We start from the raw sequence: 19,866 nt of genomic DNA, 5'->3' as shown, positions 1-19,866 counted from the left end.
CGGGCATCTCCCCCCACAAGGGGGAGATTGGCTAATCATCGCCCGAAATGCTTCGCCGCCACATCGACATGCGTGTGACGCGCGTGCGGCTCAAAACGCTCCGTCTCAATGTAGTCGGGCGCCTCGTTCGGCCACCATGTGCCGCCGATGACGATGCCGTTTGAAACCAGCCGCTGATCCGAGGTCAACGACGCACCGACCGCGTCGACGAAGGTGAACCGTCCCGGCAGCAGCTTCAGCACCGCGACATCGCCGATGCCGCCGACCTTCAGCGTACCCAGCTCCGGCCTTGCGATCGCCTCGGCCGGGCGCTGCGTCGCCGCGCGCAGCACCTCGACCAGCGGCATGCCGAGCGCCAGTAGCTTCGACATGCAGACCAGGATGTCGAAGGCGGGGCCGTCGACGCAGTAGAGATGCACGTCGCTCGAGATGACGTCGGGCGCCAGGCCTTCGGCGAGCATCGCCTTCGCCACCTCGAAGTCGAAGGAGCCCATGCCGTGGCCGATGTCGAAGATGACGCCGCGCTCGCGCGCCAGCCGCATGTCCGGGCGCACCGCGCCGGAGGCGAAGACCGGGGCGTTGGGGAACGGCCGGAAGCAGTGGGTGAGAATGTCGCCCCGGCGCAGGCGCGGCAGCACTTCCGAGCGTCCGGGCGGCGGCTCGTCGATATGCGCCATCAGCGGCAGCCCGACCTTATCGGCGGCTTCGAGCGCAAGGTCGACCGGCGCGATGCCGCTGGTGCCGCCGGCATGCTTGCCGGAACGCACCTTGACGCCGACGACGACATCGGCGTGCTCGCGCACCGCCGCCACGGTCTCGCGCGGCTCGCAGAGCCTGAGGTCGCCGCACTCGCCGACCGACACGGTGTTCGAGAAGCCGAATATGCCGGCAAAGGAGATGTTGACGTAAGCTAGGATGCGGACCTTCGAGCGCTCGATGACATGGCGGCGGAAGCCGAGGAAGTTGCCGGCGCCGGCGCTGCCGGCATCGATGAAGGTGGTGGTGCCGCTCTTGGCCGCCAGTCGGTCGGCATCGACGCCGAGCGAGGTGCCGCCCCAATAGACGTGGCTGTGCAGGTCGACGAGGCCGGGCGTGACGATGCAGTCCCTGGCGTCGACGACTTTACCCGCCGCCTCGGCATCGATGGCTGCGTCGATCGCAGCGACGCGGCCGTCGGCAATGGCAACGTCGCGTTGCGCATCCAGGCCCGATGCGGGATCGATGACACGCCCGCCCTTGATCAGGAGATCGAACTGCATCGGTGCCCTCCTTTGTGTGGTCGCGATCAGACCGGCCGGTAGGCGACGGCTTCGATCTCGATCTTGATGTCGATCATCAGGCGTGACTCGACCGTGGTGCGCGCCGGCGGGTCCTTCGGGAAATGCTTGGCATAGACGGCGTTGAAAGTGCCGAAATCGCGCGCGTCCTCCAGCCAGACGGTGGTCTTCACCACATCGTCCATGGCGCAGCCGGCGAGCGCCAGCGCCGCCTTGACGTTCTGCAGCACCTGCTCGGCCTGCTCGGCGATGCCACCCTTCACCACAAGCCCGTCGCTGCCCACCGGCACCTGGCCCGAGACATAGACGAAATCGCCGGCGCGCACGGCGGGCGAGAGCGGGACATGCGATTTTCCAAAGCACTGCTTGGGCAAGTGAGCCTCCATCTTGTCAACCGACGGGAACCGGGTCGCATAGCCGTCTACCCCTGTCGGCATGATCTTCATAGAGGCAATGTCGGAAAGCAACATTTTTTCGAAATCCATGTTGCTTTATTACAGAAGGCTGAGCATCTTGCGCTCGACGACGCTGCAGCGACAGGTGGGCGACCGCCGGCGGCCGGCGCGCTCTGTTTTGTTTTACGCAATTCCGGACGGAAGACCGTTATGCACTTTTCCGGGAATTGCTTGCGAGAGGGGAGATCCAGCATGACCTTCGACAAGAATCCGTTTCCGCAGGGCGATGCAGACCGCCACGCGCTTTGGGAAATGCTGGTGCGGCGCGACATCGATGCCTTCCTCGGACAGGACTGGTCGATGGTCGAGGACGATTTCATCGCCGAGAGCTTCTTCGGCATGCATGCGCATTTCCTTGCCAATGCCGATGCCTGGCGGCTGCAGTTTCCCAGGCTGGACGTCTATCGCGACGAATGGCTGCGGCAGGCCAAGGAAACGGCCGCGACCAAATTCGCCGAACCGCTGCGCGAGGCGCTGTTCCGCGTCACCAACATGCGCGACATCGATGTCGATGGCGACCGCGCGGTGCTGCACAAGAAATTCGACGGTTCGGTCGCCAAGGCCGATGGCGGCGTCGACCGGCTCAAATGGCAGACGCTCTACTTCTGCCGCAAGGTCGCCGGCCGGTGGAAGATCGCCGGTTTCGTCGGCTACATGCCGCATCCGCTGGGAAGCTAGCGGGTCTGCCGACATTCAGGTGAGGCCGGCCTGCAAGTGGCGTCTTCCTGCGCTTCCGGTGCTCACGTACTTCAAGTACGCTCCGCTCCGGTTCTCGGAAGCCACCACTTTCGACTCGGCCTGACCTGAATCTCAACAAACCCTACTGCCCAAAGGCACGCTAGAGATGCGGCAACCGTTCGTCCGGGGAACGGTGGTCGAACACGACCCCCATGGTCTTACCAATGGCGGCCATCACAATCAGCTCGATCAGATGGTCGTCGCTGTCTTCGCAAGACGGGTCGGCATGGCGTACGGCATCGAGCATGGCGCGTGTGGACACGGTGTCGCCGGCGCGAAATTTCGAAAGAGCAGACGAAACAAGATCTTGCACCGTCGGGTCCATGACGGGCATTTCCGCAGCGACGTTCATCGGCCTCCTCCTGCCATGAACCCTCCCTGGAAAGATGATACGCCAATGGTTGGATAGCGCCAGCGAAATGGTGGTCCGACCAGTGCTCGAAAGCATGATGTGGTCCGAAACCGCTTCACACTTTTTTCGGCATCATGCCCTAGAGGCTTCGATCAGCGTCTCGACCAATTCAAGGAAACGCCTGCCGCTGGCCGATAGCGACGGCTTGCGCCAGGCGGCTGCCATCGGCAGGGCTGGTGGGCGCGGGACGACCGGGCGATAGACCACGCCCGGGCGTGCCGCCCGGGCGATGCCGGCAGTGACGAATCCCACGCCTGCGCCTGCCGCGACCAGACCCACCAGCGTCGTCATCGGTGTTACTTCCTGGACGACGCGCGGGCTGAGGCCTTCGGCCTGGAACAGTGCGATCACGCGATCATAGATGCTTGGGCCTATGGCGCGTGGCGCCAGCAGGAAAGGCTCGTTGTCGAGGTCCGCTATGCGGATCGTCGCCTGTCCGGCAAGCCGGTGCGCCGAAGGGAGTGCCAGCACCAACGGTTCGTCAGGTAAAGCGTGAACGACAAGATCCGGCGTCAATAGCGGCGGGTGCAGCACACCGAGGTCGATCTCTCCCGCTGCAAGCGCTGACTCAAGCAGCGGTGAATTCATTTCGATCAGATCCACATCGACATCTGGATGGCGGCTTCGAAAGCTTCGCACCGCCTCCGGCAGCACGCCGTAGAAGGCGATGACGGTGAAGCCGAGCCGCAGGCGGCCGACCTCGCCGCGAACGGCCCTGAGCGCCTGGGTCGTGGCGGCATTGGCGTGCTCGACCGCCTTTCGGGCGGGGCCGAGAAAGGCAACTCCGGCCGGCGTGAGCGCGACGCCGCGGCGATCCCGTTCGAACAGCTGGGCGCCAACCTCGATTTCCAGGGCGCGGATGCGCTGACTGAGCGATGGCTGGGTCAGATTCATTCGCTCGGCCGCGCGGCGAAAATGCAAGTCCTCTGCCACGGCGACGAAGCAGGCAAGCGTGCGAATGTCCATGGCGTCTCCCGATGCGAATTGCCTATCACAGATGGTGGCATTCCAATTGGATCGCAATCAATCTTGTCGCTATTTTCGGGAGGCGCAAGCAGCTCAACTGACCGTAGGGAACCGATCATGATCAGACCTGTCCTCAGTTCCATAGCCCTCTCCATTATACTGTCCGCCGCCGCGCCGTCCGTCACGGCGGCACAGCCGCTCGACCTTTCCGGGCGGATTTCAGCCTCGCGGATCGCAGTGGTCTCCGACGGTGATTTCAGCGCCCAGACCTACGCGACCGGACGGCTTTCGCCGCGCGATTCGGGTTTTCGCGACATGTTGACGGTGCTGTCCGTCGCCGACGGCAAGGTCGTGAAAGGCACGATTGCGGTCTCGAATTCCGTCACCGCGGCGCCGGAAATCCTGCAACTGAGCAAGGACGGGCAAACCGCATTCGTCACCGAAAGGCTGGGGGAGCGACCGGCGGCGGGCGACACGATCAAAGACCTCCCGCCAGGGCGACGCCTGTTCGCGGTCGACCTGTCGGACGCCGCCACGCCTCGCCTGGCGGACACAGTCGAGATCGCCGCCTTTCCCGAAGGTCTGTCGGTCAGCCCGGATGGACGCCGCGTTGCCGTGGTATCGAACACGCCGGAGGCAAGTCTCGTCCAGATCATCGGCTATGCCGACGGTCGATTCGGCCCCGTCGCCCGGTTCGATCTAGCCGATCTCGGGATATCGGGGTCAGCTGCCACGCCTCGCGGCGGCGTCACAGCGACCAACGTCCATTGGCATCCAGGCGGCCGGTTCATCGCCGTAAACATCAACACACAGAACCGCGTCGCCTTCTTCGCTGTCGGCGAGGAGAATGGTGCGCCCCGCCTGCGCCCGTGGGGCAATATTGTGAATGTGGGCGCCGATCCTTTCGTCGGCCGTTTCACGCCGGACGGACGCCATTACCTGACCTCCAACTGGGGACGCGACCTTGCCGCCGCCAACCTTGAAGGCCGCATCCCCGAGACGCCTTCGACCATCAGCGTCGTGCGTCTTGCCGATCCCGCGGCATCGATGGGCCGACATGAGGTTGTCGCCGCCATCGAGAGCGACCTGTCGGCCGAGGGAATCGCGGTGAGCCCCGATGGCCGGCTGGTGGCGACCGTCAACATGCGGGGCACCGCTCTCCCAACACAGTCCGCCCGCTTTCAGCGCCAGGCCTCCGTCAGCCTGATGAGTCTCGATCCGGCGACCGGCGGCATCGCCAAGATTGCCGACTACCCTTTCGAGGGCTCGTTGCCGGAAGGCGGCACCTTCGACCGAACGGGGGATCATTTCCTCGCCACTGTGTTCCAGGGCCATGACGGCGCGGGACCGGAAGCCGGCGCGGGGCTTGAGGTGTTCCGTGTCGTCAAGGGCGACCAGCCCGCCCTCGAACGAATCGGCCGAATCCCGCTGCCGCATGGCGCACATCACGTCGATCTTGCGGGATAGGCCACGCCATACCGGAGATAGCACCCGTACTCTTGTGCAGAACGCCGGGCGGCCAGCGATCGTATGCTCGACGCGCCGCGCTCAGGTTGGTAAGCCCGTCGCTCGCAGGGATCCGAGTCGAGACATGACCGTTGCAATCGAGATGGGGCAGACGTCGGCCGGCGCGCCGGCCGCCCTCGACCTTGAGGAACTGCTGGCGACCCGCCTGCTGGTGCAGGGCAATTCGGGTTCCGGCAAGTCGCATCTGTTGCGCCGGCTGCTCGAACAGAGCGCGCCTTGGGTCCAGCAAACCATCATCGACCCCGAAGGCGACTTCGTGTCGCTCGGCGAGCGTTACGGCCATCTGGTGATCGATGCCGAGGAGCACACCGAGCGCGGCCTGCAGGCGGCCGGCGAGCGGGCGCGCATCCACCGCGTCTCGACGGTGCTCAACCTCGAAGGGCTCGACGCCGAAAACCAGATGCGGCGCGCCGCCGCCTTCCTCGGCGGGTTGTTCGAGGTCGCGCGCGACCATTGGTATCCGATGCTGGTGGTGGTCGACGAGGCGCAGCTCTTCGCGCCCGCCGTCGCCGGCGAAGTCTCCGATGAGGCGCGCAAGCTCTCTCTCGGTGCCATGACCAATCTGATGTGCCGTGGCCGCAAGCGCGGGCTTGCCGGCATCATCGCCACGCAGCGGCTGGCGAAGCTTGCCAAGAACGTCGCGGCGGAAGCCTCCAACTTCCTGATGGGCCGCACCTTCCTCGACATCGACATGGCGCGCGCGGCCGACCTGCTCGGCATGGAGCGGCGGCAGGCCGAAGCGTTTCGCGATCTGGAGCGCGGGCATTTCATGGCGCTCGGTCCTGCTTTGTCGCGTCGCCCGCTCGGCGTGCGCATCGGCCAGACCGAAACCAGCCCGCGCAACGGCACGCCGCGGCTGATGCCGATGCCGGGAGCCGCGCTTGAAGATGCGCGCGCGATCATTCTTGCCGCACCGCCGCCGGAGACAATGCGGCAGCAACGCAGGTCTTCGCCCGATCTGCTCGACCAGCTGATGGCGGCCAAGGCCGCGTCGCTGGACATCCGCCCCGAGCCGGCGGAGCCGCAGCCGAGCGCCGAGGACCTTGCCGAGCGGCGCGAGCGGATGGACCGCATCCTGCGCGCCATCCTGGCCGAGCCGGATGCCGGCTTCCGCGTCATCGGCGTGCTCTATCAGGAGTTCGTGGTCCGCTGCCGGATCGAAGGGCTCGCTTCCGTGGTGCCCGATCTTTCGGAATTCCGCCGCATGCTGACACGGGCCCGCGCCGGCGTCGGCTCCGACATGGCCGAGGACGATGCATGGCGGGACGTGTCCGTGCGCGCCTCGCTGCTGCCCGAGGACATGCAAGGCGTGTTCATGATGATCGCCCGCGCCGCGAAGGAGGGCTGGCCCTGCCCGAGCGACGCGGCGATCGCGCGGGCCTATGGCTCGCATTCGCTGCGCCGCGCGCGGCGGCTGCTCGACTATATCGAGGAGCAGGGCCTTATCGTCTGCCAGGTCGATGGCGCCGGCCGGCGTACCGTGACGCTGGTCGAGCTCGCCTGGGCGACGGCGCCGGGCGATCCGAACGCCGCAGAGCAGGACAGTTCGGCGGCGTGACCGGATCGATGGCCGGTACTGATCCGAGATTCAACCAAGGCGCCGGACAACGGGAGCCTGAATCTCACCTCCAGTCGACTACCGCATTGCACAATTGCGCACCGGCTGCACAATAGGGCATGTCCTCCGGTTCGTTGACCATCCTTGTTATCGACGAGAACCGCATCCGTGCCTCGATCATCGAGGCCGGATTGCGGGAGGCCGGCCATCGCCATGTCACGGTGGTCCATGACGTCGCGGGCATCGCCAAGCGCATCGCCGAGATCGAGCCGGATGTCATCGTCATCGATCTCGAAAATCCGAACCGCGACATGCTGGAGAACATGTTCCAGCTCTCTCGCGCGGTAAAACGGCCGATCGCCATGTTCGTCGACCGCTCCGACCAGGCCTCGATCGAGGCGGCCGTCGATGCCGGCGTGTCCGCCTATGTCGTCGACGGGCTGAAGAAGGAACGCATCAAGCCGATCCTCGACATGGCGATCAGCCGCTTCAACGCCTTCTCGCGCATGGCGCGCGAGCTGGAGGAGGCACGCAGCGAGCTTGAGAACCGCAAGGTCATCGACCGGGCCAAGGGCATCTTGATGAAGTCGCGCGGCCTGAGCGAGGAAGCGGCCTACGCGCTGCTGCGCAAGACCGCCATGAACCAGAACCGCAAGATCGCCGAAATCGCCCAAAGCCTGGTGACGGCAGCGGGATTGCTGGGGCCTCTGGAGGGCGAATGAGCATGGACGCGCCGTATGAGATCACCGCCGGTTTCATGCCGCTCTTCGACAGCGCCGTCCTGATCGCGGCCGGCGAGATGGGCTTTGCCGCCCGCGAGGGCATCGAGCTCAAGCTGCATCGCGAGACCTCCTGGGCCAACATCCGCGACCGTATCGCCATCGGTCATTTCGACGTCGCCCACATGCTGGGGCCGATGCCGCTCGCCTGCAGCCTCGGTCTCACGCCGATTGCCTCCGAGACCATCGTGCCCTTCTCGCTCGGGCTCGGCGGCAACTGCGTCACCGTCTCCAACGCGGTGTGGGAAGGCATGGCGGCGCACGGGGCTGCGACCGACCTCGAGCCCGCGCGGGCCGGTACCGCGCTTGGCGCACTGATCCGCGAGCGGGCGGCGGCCGGCCGCGAACCGCTGCGCTTTGCGGTCGTGCATCCGCATTCCGGGCATAATTACGAACTGCGCTACTGGCTCGCCGCCTGCGGCGTCGATCCCGACCGCGACATCGAGATCGTCATCGTGCCGCCGCCCTTCATGGCCGACGCGCTGGCCGCCGGCCGCATCGACGGCTATTGCGTCGGCGAGCCCTGGAACAGCGCCGCCGTCGCCGTCGGCATCGGCCATATCGTCACGGTCAAGGCGTTGTTGTGGCGCAACAGCCCGGAAAAGGTGATCGGCGCGCGCAGGGCGTGGGCAGAGGAAAACCCGGATGCCCTGGCCGCCTTGCTGAGAGCGCTGCATCATTCCGCCCGCTGGTGCCAGGAGCCGGCAAATCGCGGCGAGCTGGCCGCGCTGATGGCGAAGCCCGCTTTCCTCGGCCAGCCAGAGGCGATCCAGATGCCGATCCTGACCGGACAGCTTCAACTCGGCGGCGGCGCGGAACGGCGCGTCGACGATTTCTTCCTGCCCTTCGACAAGGCGGCCAATTTCCCCTGGAAGAGCCACGCGCTGTGGTTCTACACGCAGATGGTGCGCTGGGGCCAGTTGCCGCATACGCCGCAGAACCTGGCCATCGCCCGCGACTGCTATCGGCCCGATCTCTACCGCTCGGCGCTGAAACCGCTCGGCGTGGCCTTGCCCGGCGCCAATGCGAAGGTCGAGGGCGCGCTGAAGGTCGCGACGCCAGTCGGCTCCGCCGGGGCGAGTCTCGTGCTTGGTCCTGACGGCTTCTTCGACGGCCAGATCTTCGATCCCGACAAGATCGACGCCTACATCGCCGGCCAGAAACGCGCCTGATCATTTGCGCGCCATTCTTGTGCATTGCACAAGAATTATGCGTGCGCTTGCGCTAATGAGCAATCTTTGCCCTGCTCGCCTTGCCGGCCGGCGCGTAGACCATTGTAGTATATATTTGAATTAATTTATGTTTTTCATCCAGCCAGAAACTGGCACAGTTCCTGCTTTGCAACAGGCAGGCTCCCCAGGAGCCACGGAACAGGCGTCCAATGGCGGGCGCCCACAGGCAAAGCTGCCGCTCAGGTCGATACGCGATCCCGGATGGACGGACGCGCACGGCCTGGCTGGCAGCTTTTTTGTTTTGACCGACCACGCAATCGACTCGCCGGTCCCAAGCGGCGCCAATGGAGATGACGATGACGAAACGGATCGGAACTGGAACGACGCTAAAGGACATGACGCGGCGCGACTTCCTCGCCAGCAGCGCAGTGACGGCGGGGCTGCTCATGGCGGCACGCAAGCTGTTTCCCTCCGGCGCCTATGCGGCGACCACCGCGCCCGAGGTGACCGGCGCCAAGCTTGGCTTCATCGCCCTGACCGATGCAGCACCCCTGATGATCGCCAAGGAGAAGGGGCTGTTCGCCAAATACGGCATGCCCGACGTCGAGGTGCTGAAGCAGGCCTCCTGGGGCGCGACGCGCGACAATCTGGTGCTCGGCGGCGAGGCCAACGGCATCGATGGCGCACACATCCTGACGCCGATGCCCTACCTAATGCACACCGGCAAGGTGACGCAGAACAAACAGCCGCTGCCGATGGCGATCGTGGCGCGGCTGAACTACGACTGCCAGGGCATTTCGGTGGCACAGGAATACGCAGCGACCGGCGTCGGCCTCGACGCCTCCAAACTGAAGGAAGCCTTCGCCGCCAAGAAGGCGGCCGGCAAGGAAGTCAAGGCCGCGATGACCTTCCCGGGCGGCACGCACGACCTCTGGCTGCGCTACTGGCTGGCCGCCGGCGGCATCGACCCCGACAAGGACGTCTCGACGATCGTCGTGCCGCCGCCACAGATGGTGGCCAACATGAAGGTCGGCAACATGGACGTGTTCTGCGTCGGCGAGCCGTGGAACGAGCAACTTGTCCACCAGGGCATCGGCTTCACCGCCGCGACCACGGGCGAGCTCTGGAAGGGCCATCCGGAAAAGGCGCTCGGCCTGCGCGCCGCCTTCATCGAGAAATACCCCAACGCAACCAAGGCGATCCTGATGGCCGTGATGGAAGCCCAACAATGGTGCGAGGCAATGGAGAACAAAGAGGAGATGGCCTCGATCATCGGCAAACGACAATGGATGAACGTGCCTGTCGCCGACATCATCGGTCGCCTCAAGGGCGATATCAATTACGGCAACGACCGCGTCGCCAAGGGCACCGACCTCTACATGAAGTTCTGGAAGGGCGGGGTCTCTTATCCCTTCAAGAGCCACGACGCCTGGTTCCTCGCCGAGAACATCCGCTGGGGCAAGTTCGCGCCGACCACCGACATCAAGGCGCTGGTCGACCAGGTGAACCGCGAGGATCTGTGGCGCGAGGCGGCGAAGGATCTGGGCGTCGCCGCGAGCGATATCCCGGCATCGCCTTCGCGCGGCGTCGAGACCTTCTTCGACGGCAAGACCTTCGATCCGGCCAACCCGTCCGCCTATCTCAACAGTCTGAAGATCAAGGCTTCGGCTTAAGCGCAAACGGCGCTGGCGCCGTTTGCGCCATCGGCGCAAGCGCAGCAAAGCGTGACGGCGCCCTTCGCGCCGTCGTCGCCAACACCGCCCACGGAGTTTTTCTGCGACATGTCCATCCAATCCGTCGAGGACACCGAGGTGAAGGCGTTTCCGGCAAAGCCCGCCGAGGTCGTCGCCTTCGCCGCCAAGGCGAGGCGCCGCATCAACCCGCTCGCCATTGCCCGCCGGTTGGCGACGGCGCTGGTGCCGCCGGCCGTCGTTATCCTCATCCTGCTCGTCGTCTGGCAGGTGGCTTGCTCGTCGCCGACGGCCAGCCTGCCGCCGCCAAGCCAGGTGTGGAACGAGGCCTATGACCTGATCGCCCATCCGTTCTTCGACAACGGGCCGCAGGATATCGGTCTGGCCTGGCGCGTGCTGATCTCGCTGCAGCGCGTCGCCATCGGCTTCGGCATGGCGGCGGCGGTCGGCGTGGCGCTGGGCGCGCTCGTCGGCCAGTCGGTCTGGGCGATGCGGGGCCTCGACCCAGTGTTCCAGATCCTGCGCACTGTGCCGCCCCTCGCCTGGCTGCCTCTGTCGCTCGCCGCCTTCCGCGACTCCAACCCGTCGGCGCTGTTCGTGATCTTCATCACCTCGATCTGGCCGGTGATCATCAACACCGCCGTTGGTGTCCGCAACATCCCCGAGGACTACCGCAACGTCGCCCGCATCTTGCGGCTCAACCAGCTTGAATTCTTCATCAAGATCATGGTGCCAGCCGCCGCGCCTTACATCTTCACGGGTCTCAGGATCGGCATCGGGCTGTCCTGGCTCGCCATCGTGGCCGCCGAGATGCTCACAGGCGGCGTCGGCGTGGGCTTCTTCATCTGGGACGCCTGGAACTCGTCACGGCTGCCCGACATCATCGTCGCCCTCGCCTATATCGGCGTCACCGGCTTCTGCCTCGACCGGCTGGTCGCAGCGGCCGGCGCCTTCGTCACCCGCGGCACGACGGCAAAGTGAGGAGGGCAGGATGGCCGCCTATCTGAAGCTCGACCATATCGACAAATCCTTCGTCCGTGGCGGCCAGGTCAGCGAGGTGCTGAAGGACATCAGGCTCACCATCGACGCCGGCGAGTTCGTCTCCATCATCGGCCATTCCGGCTGCGGCAAGTCGACCTTGCTCAACCTGATCGCCGGGCTGACCAAGGTTTCCAAGGGTGCCGTGCTGCTCGAAGACAAGGAGGTCGACAGCCCCGGACCGGAGCGCGCGGTGGTGTTCCAGAACCACTCGCTGCTGCCCTGGCTCACCGTCTACGAGAACGTCAACCTTGCCGTGTCCAAGGTTTTTGGCCGGACAAAAAGCCGGGCAGAGCGGCATGGCTGGATCATGCGCAACCTCGATCTCGTGCAGATGGCGCATGCCAAGGACAAGCGTCCGGCCGAGATTTCCGGCGGCATGAAGCAGCGCGTCGGCATCGCCCGCGCTCTCGCCATGGAACCGAAGATCCTTCTGCTCGACGAGCCGTTCGGCGCGCTCGACGCGCTGACCCGTGCTCACCTCCAGGATGCGGTGATGGACATCCATGCCAGGCTGGGCTCGACCATGATCATGATCACCCACGACGTCGATGAGGCGGTGCTTCTGTCCGATCGCATCGTGATGATGACCAACGGTCCGGCGGCCACCATCGGCGAGGTGCTTTCCGTGCCGCTCGCCCGCCCGCGCCGGCGCGTAGAGCTTGCATCCGACCGCACCTTTCTGCGCTGCCGCGAAGCCGTGCTGAAGTTCCTCTATGAACGCCATCGCTTCGTCGAAGCCGCGCAGTAGCGCCACGACCGAAACTCGCCGTCATCGGCAAAGGGACAATCTGCATCGACAATGGGCAATCTGCCGCACTGCACAAATATTATGCTGCTACGCGAGCATTCTGACTAATCTTTGGTCCGCCGCCGGGCCTGACCAATAACCGCGCGGCTACGGTTTCATATTGATTCTATTCGATAATCTTGACGACCGTCAAATTGGCACGCTTCTTGATTGTCAGACTGTAGGCCCACAAGGGCCAAGAGACACGGCGTCCAATGGCGGGCGCCACAGGCAAAGCTGCCGCTCAGGTCACCACGCGATCCCGGATGCACGGACGCGAGAGGCCTGACGGCAGCTTTTTTGTTTTGGACCCGAAACGCAATCGATGGTGCCGATCCCGCGCGGTGCCAACCGGAGAGACGATGACGAAACGGATCAGACCCTCGCTCAAGGATTTCGTCCGCCGCGATTTCCTGGCGAGCAGCATACTGACGGCGGTGCTGTTCGGCGCCGCACTGCTCTTGTTTCCCGCCAGTCACGAGGCCGAGGGCAAGGGGCCGCAAGTGACCGCGCAAGTCCCGCCGCGCTGACCATGATCAACACAACATGCGGCGCCTCCCACGCCGCAAATCGGAGCCGACCATGACCGCAAACCTCCCAGCCGCGCCCAGCCAGGACAATGCTCCCCGGCAGGCGCTCGTCATATCCACCATTGCCTTCACCGTCTGCTTCGCGGTGTGGACGATCTTTTCCATCATCGGCGTGCGCATCAAGCAGGAGCTCGGCCTGAACGAAACCGAGTTCGGCCTGCTGGTCGGCACGCCGATCCTGACTGGCTCGCTCGTGCGCATGGTGCTCGGCGTCTGGACCGACCGCTATGGCGGCCGCCTCGTCTACACCATGACCATGCTGGCCGCGGCGGTGGCGACGTTCCTGCTCGCTTTCGCCCATACGTATGGGCAGATGCTGATCGCGGCGCTCGGCGTCGGGCTTGCGGGCGGCTCCTTCGCCGTCGGCGTCGCCTATGTCTCGCGCTTCTTCCCGGCTGGAAAACAAGGCACCGCGCTCGGCATCTTCGGTGTCGGCAATGTCGGCGCCGCGGTCACCAAATTCCTGGCGCCGTTCGTGCTGCTTTCCTGGGGCTGGCAGTCGGTCGCGCTGATCTGGGCCGCGGCACTGGTGGTCATGGCCGCCGTTTTCTGGTTCATGACCAACGACGATCCGGTCATCCGCGAGCGCCGCGCCGGCAAGGCGACGCCGGTAAGAAGCTTCTGGCAGGAATTCGCGCCGCTCAAGAACCTGCAGGTCTGGCGCTTCGCCTTCTACTATTTCTTCTCCTTCGGCGCGTTCGTGGCGCTGTCGCTCTGGCTGCCGCGCTACCTGATCGGCGTCTACGGCTTCGGCATCGCCACCGCCGGCATGATCGGCGCCGCCTATTCAATTCCGGCGAGCATCTTTCGCGCCTATGGCGGCGTGCTTTCCGACCGCATCGGCGCGCGTACCGTGCTCTACTGGACTTTCACCGTCTGTGCCGTCGCGACGCTCGTTCTGTCTCTCCCCTCGGCAGACTACGTCGTGCGCGGCATCAGCGGGCCGATCGCATTCCATTTCGAGATCGGCCCGCTCGCCTTCATCGCCGTCGCCTGCGTGCTCGGCTTCTTCATGAGCCTCGGCAAGGCCGCCGTCTACAAGCACATCCCGGTCTACTATCCGGGCAACGTCGGCGCTGTCGGCGGCGTGGTCGGCATGATCGGCGGCCTTGGCGGCTTCATCCTGCCGATCGCCTTCGGCGCGCTGAACGACTTCACCGGCGTCTGGTCGAGCTGCTTCATGCTGCTGTTCCTGCTCGTCGTCTCCTGCCTGGTCTGGATGCATCTCACCGTCCGCCGGATGGAGCGCGCGGCCGAGGTCGAGACGCCGTCCCTTTCCTATGCCGCCGAATAGACCGGAGCAGACCGACATGACCGAGAAACTCGTCATCATAGGCAATGGCATGGCGCCGGGCAGGATGCTCGAGCACCTGCTGGAGGCAGCCCCTGACCGCTATGCCGTCACCATCTTCAACGCCGAGCCGCGCGTGAACTACGACCGTATCATGCTCTCGCCGGTGCTTTCGGGCGAGAAGGCGTTCGAGGAAATCGTCATCCACGGCGACGGCTGGTACATCAAGCACGGCATCACTCTCTACAAGGGGCACAGGATCGTCGCCGTCGACCGGGAAGCCAAGACCGTCACCTCGGACCACGGCGTGACCGAAAGCTACGACAGGCTCGTCATCGCCACCGGCTCGGTGCCGTTCATCATCCCGGTGCCCGGCAAGGATCTGCCCGGAGTGCTCACCTACCGCGACCTCGACGACGTCGAGGCCATGCTGCTCGCCGCCCAGTCGCGCGCCAAAGCGGTCGTCATCGGCGGCGGCCTGCTCGGCCTGGAAGCCGCGGCCGGGCTCAAGGAACGCGGCATGGACGTCACCGTGCTGCACGTCATGCCGACGCTGATGGAACGCCAGCTCGATCCGGCCGCCGGCTACCTGCTGCAGAAGGCCGTCGAGGCGCGCGGCATCAAGGTCATGACCAAGGCCAACACCAAGGCCATTTTCGGCAACGGCAAGGTCGAGGGCGTCGAGCTCATGGATGGCACGATCATCCCGGCGACGCTCGTGGTGATGGCGGTCGGCATTCGCCCCAGCATCGCCTTGGCGAAGGAAGCCGGGCTGGAGGTCAATCGCGGCATCGTCGTCAACGACCGCATGGAAACCTCGGATGCGGCGATCATGGCGCTCGGCGAATGCGCGGAGGTCGGCGGCCATGTCTATGGGCTCGTCGCGCCCCTCTATGAGATGGCCCGTGTGGCGGCAGTCAGGCTGGCGGACGGCGAGGACAAGCGCTTCGTCCATTCGGATACGCCGACCAAGCTTAAGGTCACCGGCATCGACCTCTACTCGCTGGGCGACTTCGCCGATGGTGACGACCGCGAGGAGATCATCCTGCGCGATGCATCAGCGGGCATCTACAAGCGCGTCGTGCTGCAGGACAACCGCATCATCGGCACGGTGCTGTTCGGCGAGACGGCCGACGGCGCCTGGTTCAACGACCTCAAGAAGAAGGCGACCGACATCTCGGAGATGCGCGACACGCTGATCTTCGGACAGGCATTCCAGGGGGGCGCTTCCTCGGACCCTTTGGCGGCCGTTGCGGCATTGGCGGATGATGCGGAAATCTGCGGCTGCAACGGCGTCTGCAAGGGCAAGATCACCGGCGCGATCACGGGCAAGGGGCTGACCGGGCTCGACGACGTGCGCGCCCACACCAAGGCCTCGGCCTCGTGCGGCTCGTGCACGGGCCTGGTCGAGCAGCTGCTGAAACTCACGCTTGGCGAGGCCTACAATCCGGCGGCGGTGCAGCCCATGTGCTCCTGCACGAACCTCGGCCACGACGACGTGCGCCGCCTGATCAAGGCGAAGGGCCTGAAGACGATACCGGCCGTCATGCAGGAACTCGAATGGAAGACCTCATGCGGCTGCGCCAAGTGCCGGCCGGCGCTCAACTACTATCTCGTCTGCGATTGGCCTGACCAATATGCCGACGACTATCAGTCGCGCTTCATCAACGAGCGCGTGCACGCCAACATCCAGAAGGACGGCACCTATTCGGTCGTGCCGCGCATGTGGGGCGGGGTGACCAATTCCAACGAGTTGCGCGCCATCGCCGACGTCGTCGACAAGTTCGAAATCCCGATGGTCAAGGTGACCGGCGGCCAGCGCATCGACATGCTGGGCATCCGCAAGCAAGACCTGCCGGCGGTGTGGGCCGATCTCGGCAAGGCCGGCTTCGTCTCCGGCCATGCCTATGCCAAGGGCCTGCGTACCGTGAAGACCTGCGTCGGCTCCGACTGGTGCCGTTTCGGCACGCAGGATTCGACCGGGCTGGGCATCCGCATCGAGAAGTTCATGTGGGGCTCCTGGACGCCGGCCAAGGTGAAGATGGCGGTCTCGGGATGTCCGCGCAACTGCGCGGAAGCGACCTGCAAGGATGTCGGCGTGGTGTGTGTCGACAGCGGCTATGAGATCCACTTCGCGGGCGCCGCCGGCCTCGACATCAAGGGCACCGAGGTGCTCGGCATGGTGAAGACCGAGGACGAGGCGCTGGAGGTGATCGTGGCGCTCGTCCAGATGTATCGCGAGCAGGCCCGCTATCTCGAGCGCATCTACAAATGGGCCAAGCGCGTCGGCACGGCCGAGATCAAACGCCAGATCCTCGACGACGCCGAGCGCCGCGGGAGCCTCTTCGACCGCTTCGTCTTCTCCCAGAAATTCGCGCAGGTCGATCCCTGGTCCGAACGCGTCTCCGGCAAGGACAAGCACGAATTCCGGCCGATGGCGTCGGTGGGCTTCGCGGAGGCGGCGGAGTGAGCCGGCAGGAAAGAAACAACATGAACTGGATCGCAATCGGCTCCATCGCCGACATTCCGCCACGCGGCGCGCGCTGTGTCGAAACCCCGCAAGGCAAGATCGCCGTCTTCCGTACGGCCGACGATCAGGTCTTCGCCATCGACGATCACTGCCCGCATAAGGGCGGCCCACTCAGCCAGGGTATCGTCCACGGCGCGGCAGTGACCTGCCCGCTGCACAATTGGGTGATTTCGCTGGACACGGGCAAGGCGCTGGGCGCGGACGAAGGCTCGGTCAGGACCATCCCGGTCAAGCTCGAAGGCGAACGGCTCTACATCGCGCTCGAAGCGCTGGCCTCGAAAGCAGCCTGAGGCATGGAGGACGCACGCGAGGTGAGGACCACCTGCCCCTATTGCGGGGTAGGATGCGGCGTGCTGGCCGAGGTCGCCGCGGAGGGCAAGACAACCGTCCGCGGCGACCCCGATCATCCGGCCAATTTCGGGCGCCTCTGCTCGAAAGGTGCCGCCCTTGGCGAGACGCTCGGCTTTGAAGGCCGCTTGCTCCAGCCGGAAATCCGCGGCAGGCAGACCGATTGGGACGAGGCGCTCGACCTCGTCGCCGCGAAATTCTCGCAGGCGATTGCCGAGCACGGGCCGGACTCGGTCGCCTTCTATGTCTCCGGTCAGTTGCTCACCGAAGACTATTACGTCGCCAACAAGCTGATGAAGGGCTTCATCGGCTCGGCCAATATCGACACCAATTCGCGGCTCTGCATGGCCTCGTCCGTCGCCGGCCACCGCCGCGCTTTCGGCGAGGACATCGTACCCGGCGTCTATGAGGATTTCGACTGCGCCGATCTCATCGTGCTGACCGGCTCCAACACGGCCTGGTGCCATCCCGTGCTCTATCAGCGCATGCTCGCGGCGCGCAGGGAACGCGGGACCAGGATCGTCGTCATCGATCCGCGTCGCACCGCCACCGCCGACGAATGCGACCTGCATCTGGCGCTCGATCCCGGCTCGGATGTCCTCTTGTTCAACGGGCTGCTTGCGCATCTCGTCCAGGCCGGAAAGACCGATGCCGGCTTCATCCGCGACCATACGTCGGGCTTCGACGCGGCAGCCTCGCTCGCCGGCGCCGATGCGCCGTCGATCGCGCGCGTCGCGAAAGGCTGCGGCCTGGCAGCTGCCGATGTCGAAGCCTTCTACGGTCTCTTCGCCGGCACCGAGCGAGCGGTCACCGTCTACAGCCAGGGCGTCAACCAATCGGCGCATGGCACCGACAAGGTCAACGCCATCATCAACTGCCATCTCGCCACCGGCCGCATCGGCAAGCCCGGCACGGGACCGTTCTCGGTCACCGGCCAGCCGAACGCCATGGGCGGGCGCGAGGTGGGAGGCCTGGCCAACCAGCTCGCCGCGCATATGGACTTCACGGATCAGTCGGCTATCGACCGCGTCTCCCGCTTCTGGAAGGCGCCCAGCATCGCGCGCCGCGCCGGCTTGAAGGCGGTGGATATGTTCCAGGCGGTCGCCGATGGCCGCATCAAGGCGCTGTGGGTCATGGGTACAAACCCAGCCGTCAGCATGCCGGACGCTTCACGCGTTCGGGCCGCCATGTCCAAATGCGATTTCGTCGCGGTCTCGGACGTGGCCCGCACCGACACGACGCGCTATGCCGACGTGCTGCTGCCGGCCGCCGGTTGGGGCGAGAAGGACGGCACGGTCACCAATTCGGAACGGCGCCTCTCGCGTCAACGGCCGTTCCTGCCGACGCCGGGCGAGGCGAGGGCCGACTGGCGCATCGTCTGCGATGTGGCCGAACGTATGGGCTACGGCAACGCCTTCGGCTATCGGTCGCCGGCCGAGATCTTTCGCGAACATGCCGCGCTCTCCGCCTTCGAGAACGACGGCGGGCGCCTGTTCGACCTCGGCGGCGTGGCTGATCTCAGCGAAGCGGACTACGCCGTCTTCGCGCCGCGCCACTGGCCCGCGCCGGACCGAAACGAACACGAGGCGAGATTGTTTGCCGACGGTCGTTTCCCGACCCCCGATGGTCGTGCTCGTTTCGTGCCGGTGCGGCAAGAGGCAACCGCCTATGCAGTCGATGCGGATTATCCGCTTGCCCTGAACACCGGCCGGCTGCGCGACCAATGGCACACCATGACGCGCACCGGAAACGTGCCGCGCCTGATGGCGAACGCACCGGAGCCGGCGGTCGACCTCAATCCGGCGGATGCGGCCGCCCATCATCTGAAGGATGGCGACCTGGCGCATCTTTCGACGCGCTTCGGCTTCGCCCGTGCGAGGGTGCGTGTGACGGAGGCGCAGCGGCGCGGCCAGGCCTTCATGTCGATGCATTGGAGCGGCCAGTTCGCGGCCAGGGCCGCGGCCGGCCTGTTGTCCTCGCCGGTGACCGACCCGCATTCCGGCCAGCCGGAACTCAAGCATGTTCCGGCGAGGATCGTGCGGGAAGAGACCGGCTGGGCCGGCGTGCTCATCACGCGGCGCGATCTCAGGCCAACGGGTTTCGTCCATTGGAGCCGACAGGCGGTCGAGGGCGGCTGGGTCTACGAACTGACCGGGACCGAGCCGCCGGACCAGGGCATCCTCCTGGCGCGCAAGCTGCTCGGCGTCCAGCGGCAGGACCAGCTCCTGGAATACACCGACCGCCGCGGGCTCGCCTATCGCGCCGCAGCCGTCGACGATGCCGGCGCCATGGCCGAAGCCCTGCTTGTCGCCGCTCCGGACCAGTTGCCGGTGCGGGACTGGCTGGTGTCGCTGCTTGCCACGCGCCAGCCGCTGTCGACTGCCGATCGCCACGCGCTCCTGTCCGGCCGCTCGCCGGTGCCGATGCCGGCCATCGGGCGCGTCGTATGCGCGTGCTTCCATGTCGGCGCCAACCAGCTCGCTTCTGCGGTCGCCGCCGGATGCGACAGTCTGGAAGCGATCGGGTCGACGCTGCGTGCCGGCACCAATTGCGGCTCGTGCCGCTCGGAGATCAGGGCGATCATCGATGCACGCCATGCGCAGGCGGCCGAGTAACCCATATGTGTCACGGTCGCCGGCTTCGAAATGTTCTATTTCGACCTTCGCTCCACTTGTTCCGATCCGGCGTAGGCCATAGCGCGTTT

General features: G+C 65.5%; 17 protein-coding genes. 13 read left to right on the top strand and 4 right to left on the bottom strand.

Annotated elements, in window-relative coordinates; translation table 11 throughout:
- Positions 1-35 precede the first annotated feature (35 nt).
- Positions 36-1,259 carry an amidohydrolase/deacetylase family metallohydrolase gene (locus YU3_RS0105600; RefSeq protein WP_027165322.1) on the bottom strand — a complete coding sequence of 408 codons (1,224 nt, stop codon included), beginning with the start codon at positions 1,257-1,259 and terminating at the stop codon, positions 36-38.
- Between the two features lie 26 nt (positions 1,260-1,285).
- Positions 1,286-1,663, bottom strand: a complete 378-nt coding sequence (locus YU3_RS0105595; protein ID WP_036257997.1) for a RidA family protein — start codon at positions 1,661-1,663, stop codon at positions 1,286-1,288.
- Positions 1,664-1,924: 261 nt separating this feature from the next.
- Between YU3_RS0105595 and YU3_RS0105590 the strand changes: the two genes are divergently transcribed.
- Entirely contained in the window at positions 1,925-2,410 is a 486-nt protein-coding gene (locus YU3_RS0105590) for a hypothetical protein (RefSeq protein ID WP_027165320.1), read from the top strand.
- A 160-nt stretch (positions 2,411-2,570) separates the two neighbouring features.
- Here the strand turns inward: YU3_RS0105590 and YU3_RS0105585 are convergent, their stop codons facing one another.
- Positions 2,571-2,822 (bottom strand): hypothetical protein, encoded by a 252-nt coding sequence (locus YU3_RS0105585; protein WP_027165319.1) that lies wholly within the window; start codon positions 2,820-2,822, stop codon positions 2,571-2,573.
- 132 nt (positions 2,823-2,954) lie between these two features.
- On the bottom strand, positions 2,955-3,848 hold the full coding sequence (locus YU3_RS0105580; protein WP_027165318.1) for a LysR family transcriptional regulator: 894 nt from the start codon (positions 3,846-3,848) through the stop codon (positions 2,955-2,957).
- 117 nt (positions 3,849-3,965) lie between these two features.
- Here YU3_RS0105580 and YU3_RS0105575 point away from each other — a divergent pair, with 117 nt between their 5' ends.
- The 12 genes from YU3_RS0105575 (at position 3,966) to YU3_RS0105515 (ending at position 19,777) form a co-directional block, all read left to right on the top strand.
- Entirely contained in the window at positions 3,966-5,315 is a 1,350-nt protein-coding gene (locus tag YU3_RS0105575; RefSeq protein WP_027165317.1) for a hypothetical protein, read from the top strand.
- A gap of 124 nt (positions 5,316-5,439) precedes the next feature.
- Positions 5,440-6,933: an ATP-binding protein gene (locus tag YU3_RS0105570; protein ID WP_027165316.1), complete on the top strand. Its 1,494-nt coding sequence runs from the start codon at positions 5,440-5,442 to the stop codon at positions 6,931-6,933.
- Positions 6,934-7,052: 119 nt separating this feature from the next.
- On the top strand, positions 7,053-7,655 hold the full coding sequence (locus tag YU3_RS0105565) for an ANTAR domain-containing response regulator (RefSeq protein ID WP_027165315.1): 603 nt from the start codon (positions 7,053-7,055) through the stop codon (positions 7,653-7,655).
- Positions 7,656-7,657: 2 nt separating this feature from the next.
- Positions 7,658-8,884 (top strand): CmpA/NrtA family ABC transporter substrate-binding protein, encoded by a 1,227-nt coding sequence (locus tag YU3_RS0105560; RefSeq protein WP_027165314.1) that lies wholly within the window; start codon positions 7,658-7,660, stop codon positions 8,882-8,884.
- Between the two features lie 356 nt (positions 8,885-9,240).
- Positions 9,241-10,557, top strand: a complete 1,317-nt coding sequence (locus YU3_RS0105555) for a CmpA/NrtA family ABC transporter substrate-binding protein (RefSeq protein ID WP_027165313.1) — start codon at positions 9,241-9,243, stop codon at positions 10,555-10,557.
- Between the two features lie 108 nt (positions 10,558-10,665).
- Positions 10,666-11,556: a nitrate ABC transporter permease gene (gene ntrB / locus YU3_RS0105545; RefSeq protein ID WP_027165312.1), complete on the top strand. Its 891-nt coding sequence runs from the start codon at positions 10,666-10,668 to the stop codon at positions 11,554-11,556.
- Between the two features lie 10 nt (positions 11,557-11,566).
- Complete coding sequence (locus tag YU3_RS0105540) at positions 11,567-12,364, top strand: ABC transporter ATP-binding protein (protein WP_027165311.1); 798 nt, start codon at positions 11,567-11,569, stop codon at positions 12,362-12,364.
- A 401-nt stretch (positions 12,365-12,765) separates the two neighbouring features.
- On the top strand, positions 12,766-12,933 hold the full coding sequence (locus tag YU3_RS41170; protein WP_198021635.1) for a hypothetical protein: 168 nt from the start codon (positions 12,766-12,768) through the stop codon (positions 12,931-12,933).
- 52 nt (positions 12,934-12,985) lie between these two features.
- Positions 12,986-14,287: a nitrate/nitrite transporter gene (locus YU3_RS0105530; RefSeq protein WP_027165310.1), complete on the top strand. Its 1,302-nt coding sequence runs from the start codon at positions 12,986-12,988 to the stop codon at positions 14,285-14,287.
- Positions 14,288-14,303: 16 nt separating this feature from the next.
- Complete coding sequence (nirB, locus tag YU3_RS0105525) at positions 14,304-16,754, top strand: nitrite reductase large subunit NirB (protein ID WP_027165309.1); 2,451 nt, start codon at positions 14,304-14,306, stop codon at positions 16,752-16,754.
- A 20-nt stretch (positions 16,755-16,774) separates the two neighbouring features.
- Positions 16,775-17,104 (top strand): nitrite reductase small subunit NirD, encoded by a 330-nt coding sequence (gene nirD, locus YU3_RS0105520; protein WP_027165308.1) that lies wholly within the window; start codon positions 16,775-16,777, stop codon positions 17,102-17,104.
- A 3-nt stretch (positions 17,105-17,107) separates the two neighbouring features.
- Complete coding sequence (locus YU3_RS0105515; RefSeq protein ID WP_027165307.1) at positions 17,108-19,777, top strand: nitrate reductase; 2,670 nt, start codon at positions 17,108-17,110, stop codon at positions 19,775-19,777.
- The last annotated feature ends 89 nt before the right edge of the window (positions 19,778-19,866 follow it).

It is taken from the genome of Mesorhizobium sp. WSM3224 (assembly GCF_000427725.1).
Taxonomy (GTDB): Bacteria; Pseudomonadota; Alphaproteobacteria; order Rhizobiales; family Rhizobiaceae; genus Mesorhizobium.
The sequence above is the reverse complement of the archived record's forward strand: the minus strand, read 5'-3'. Positions and strand labels throughout refer to the sequence as shown.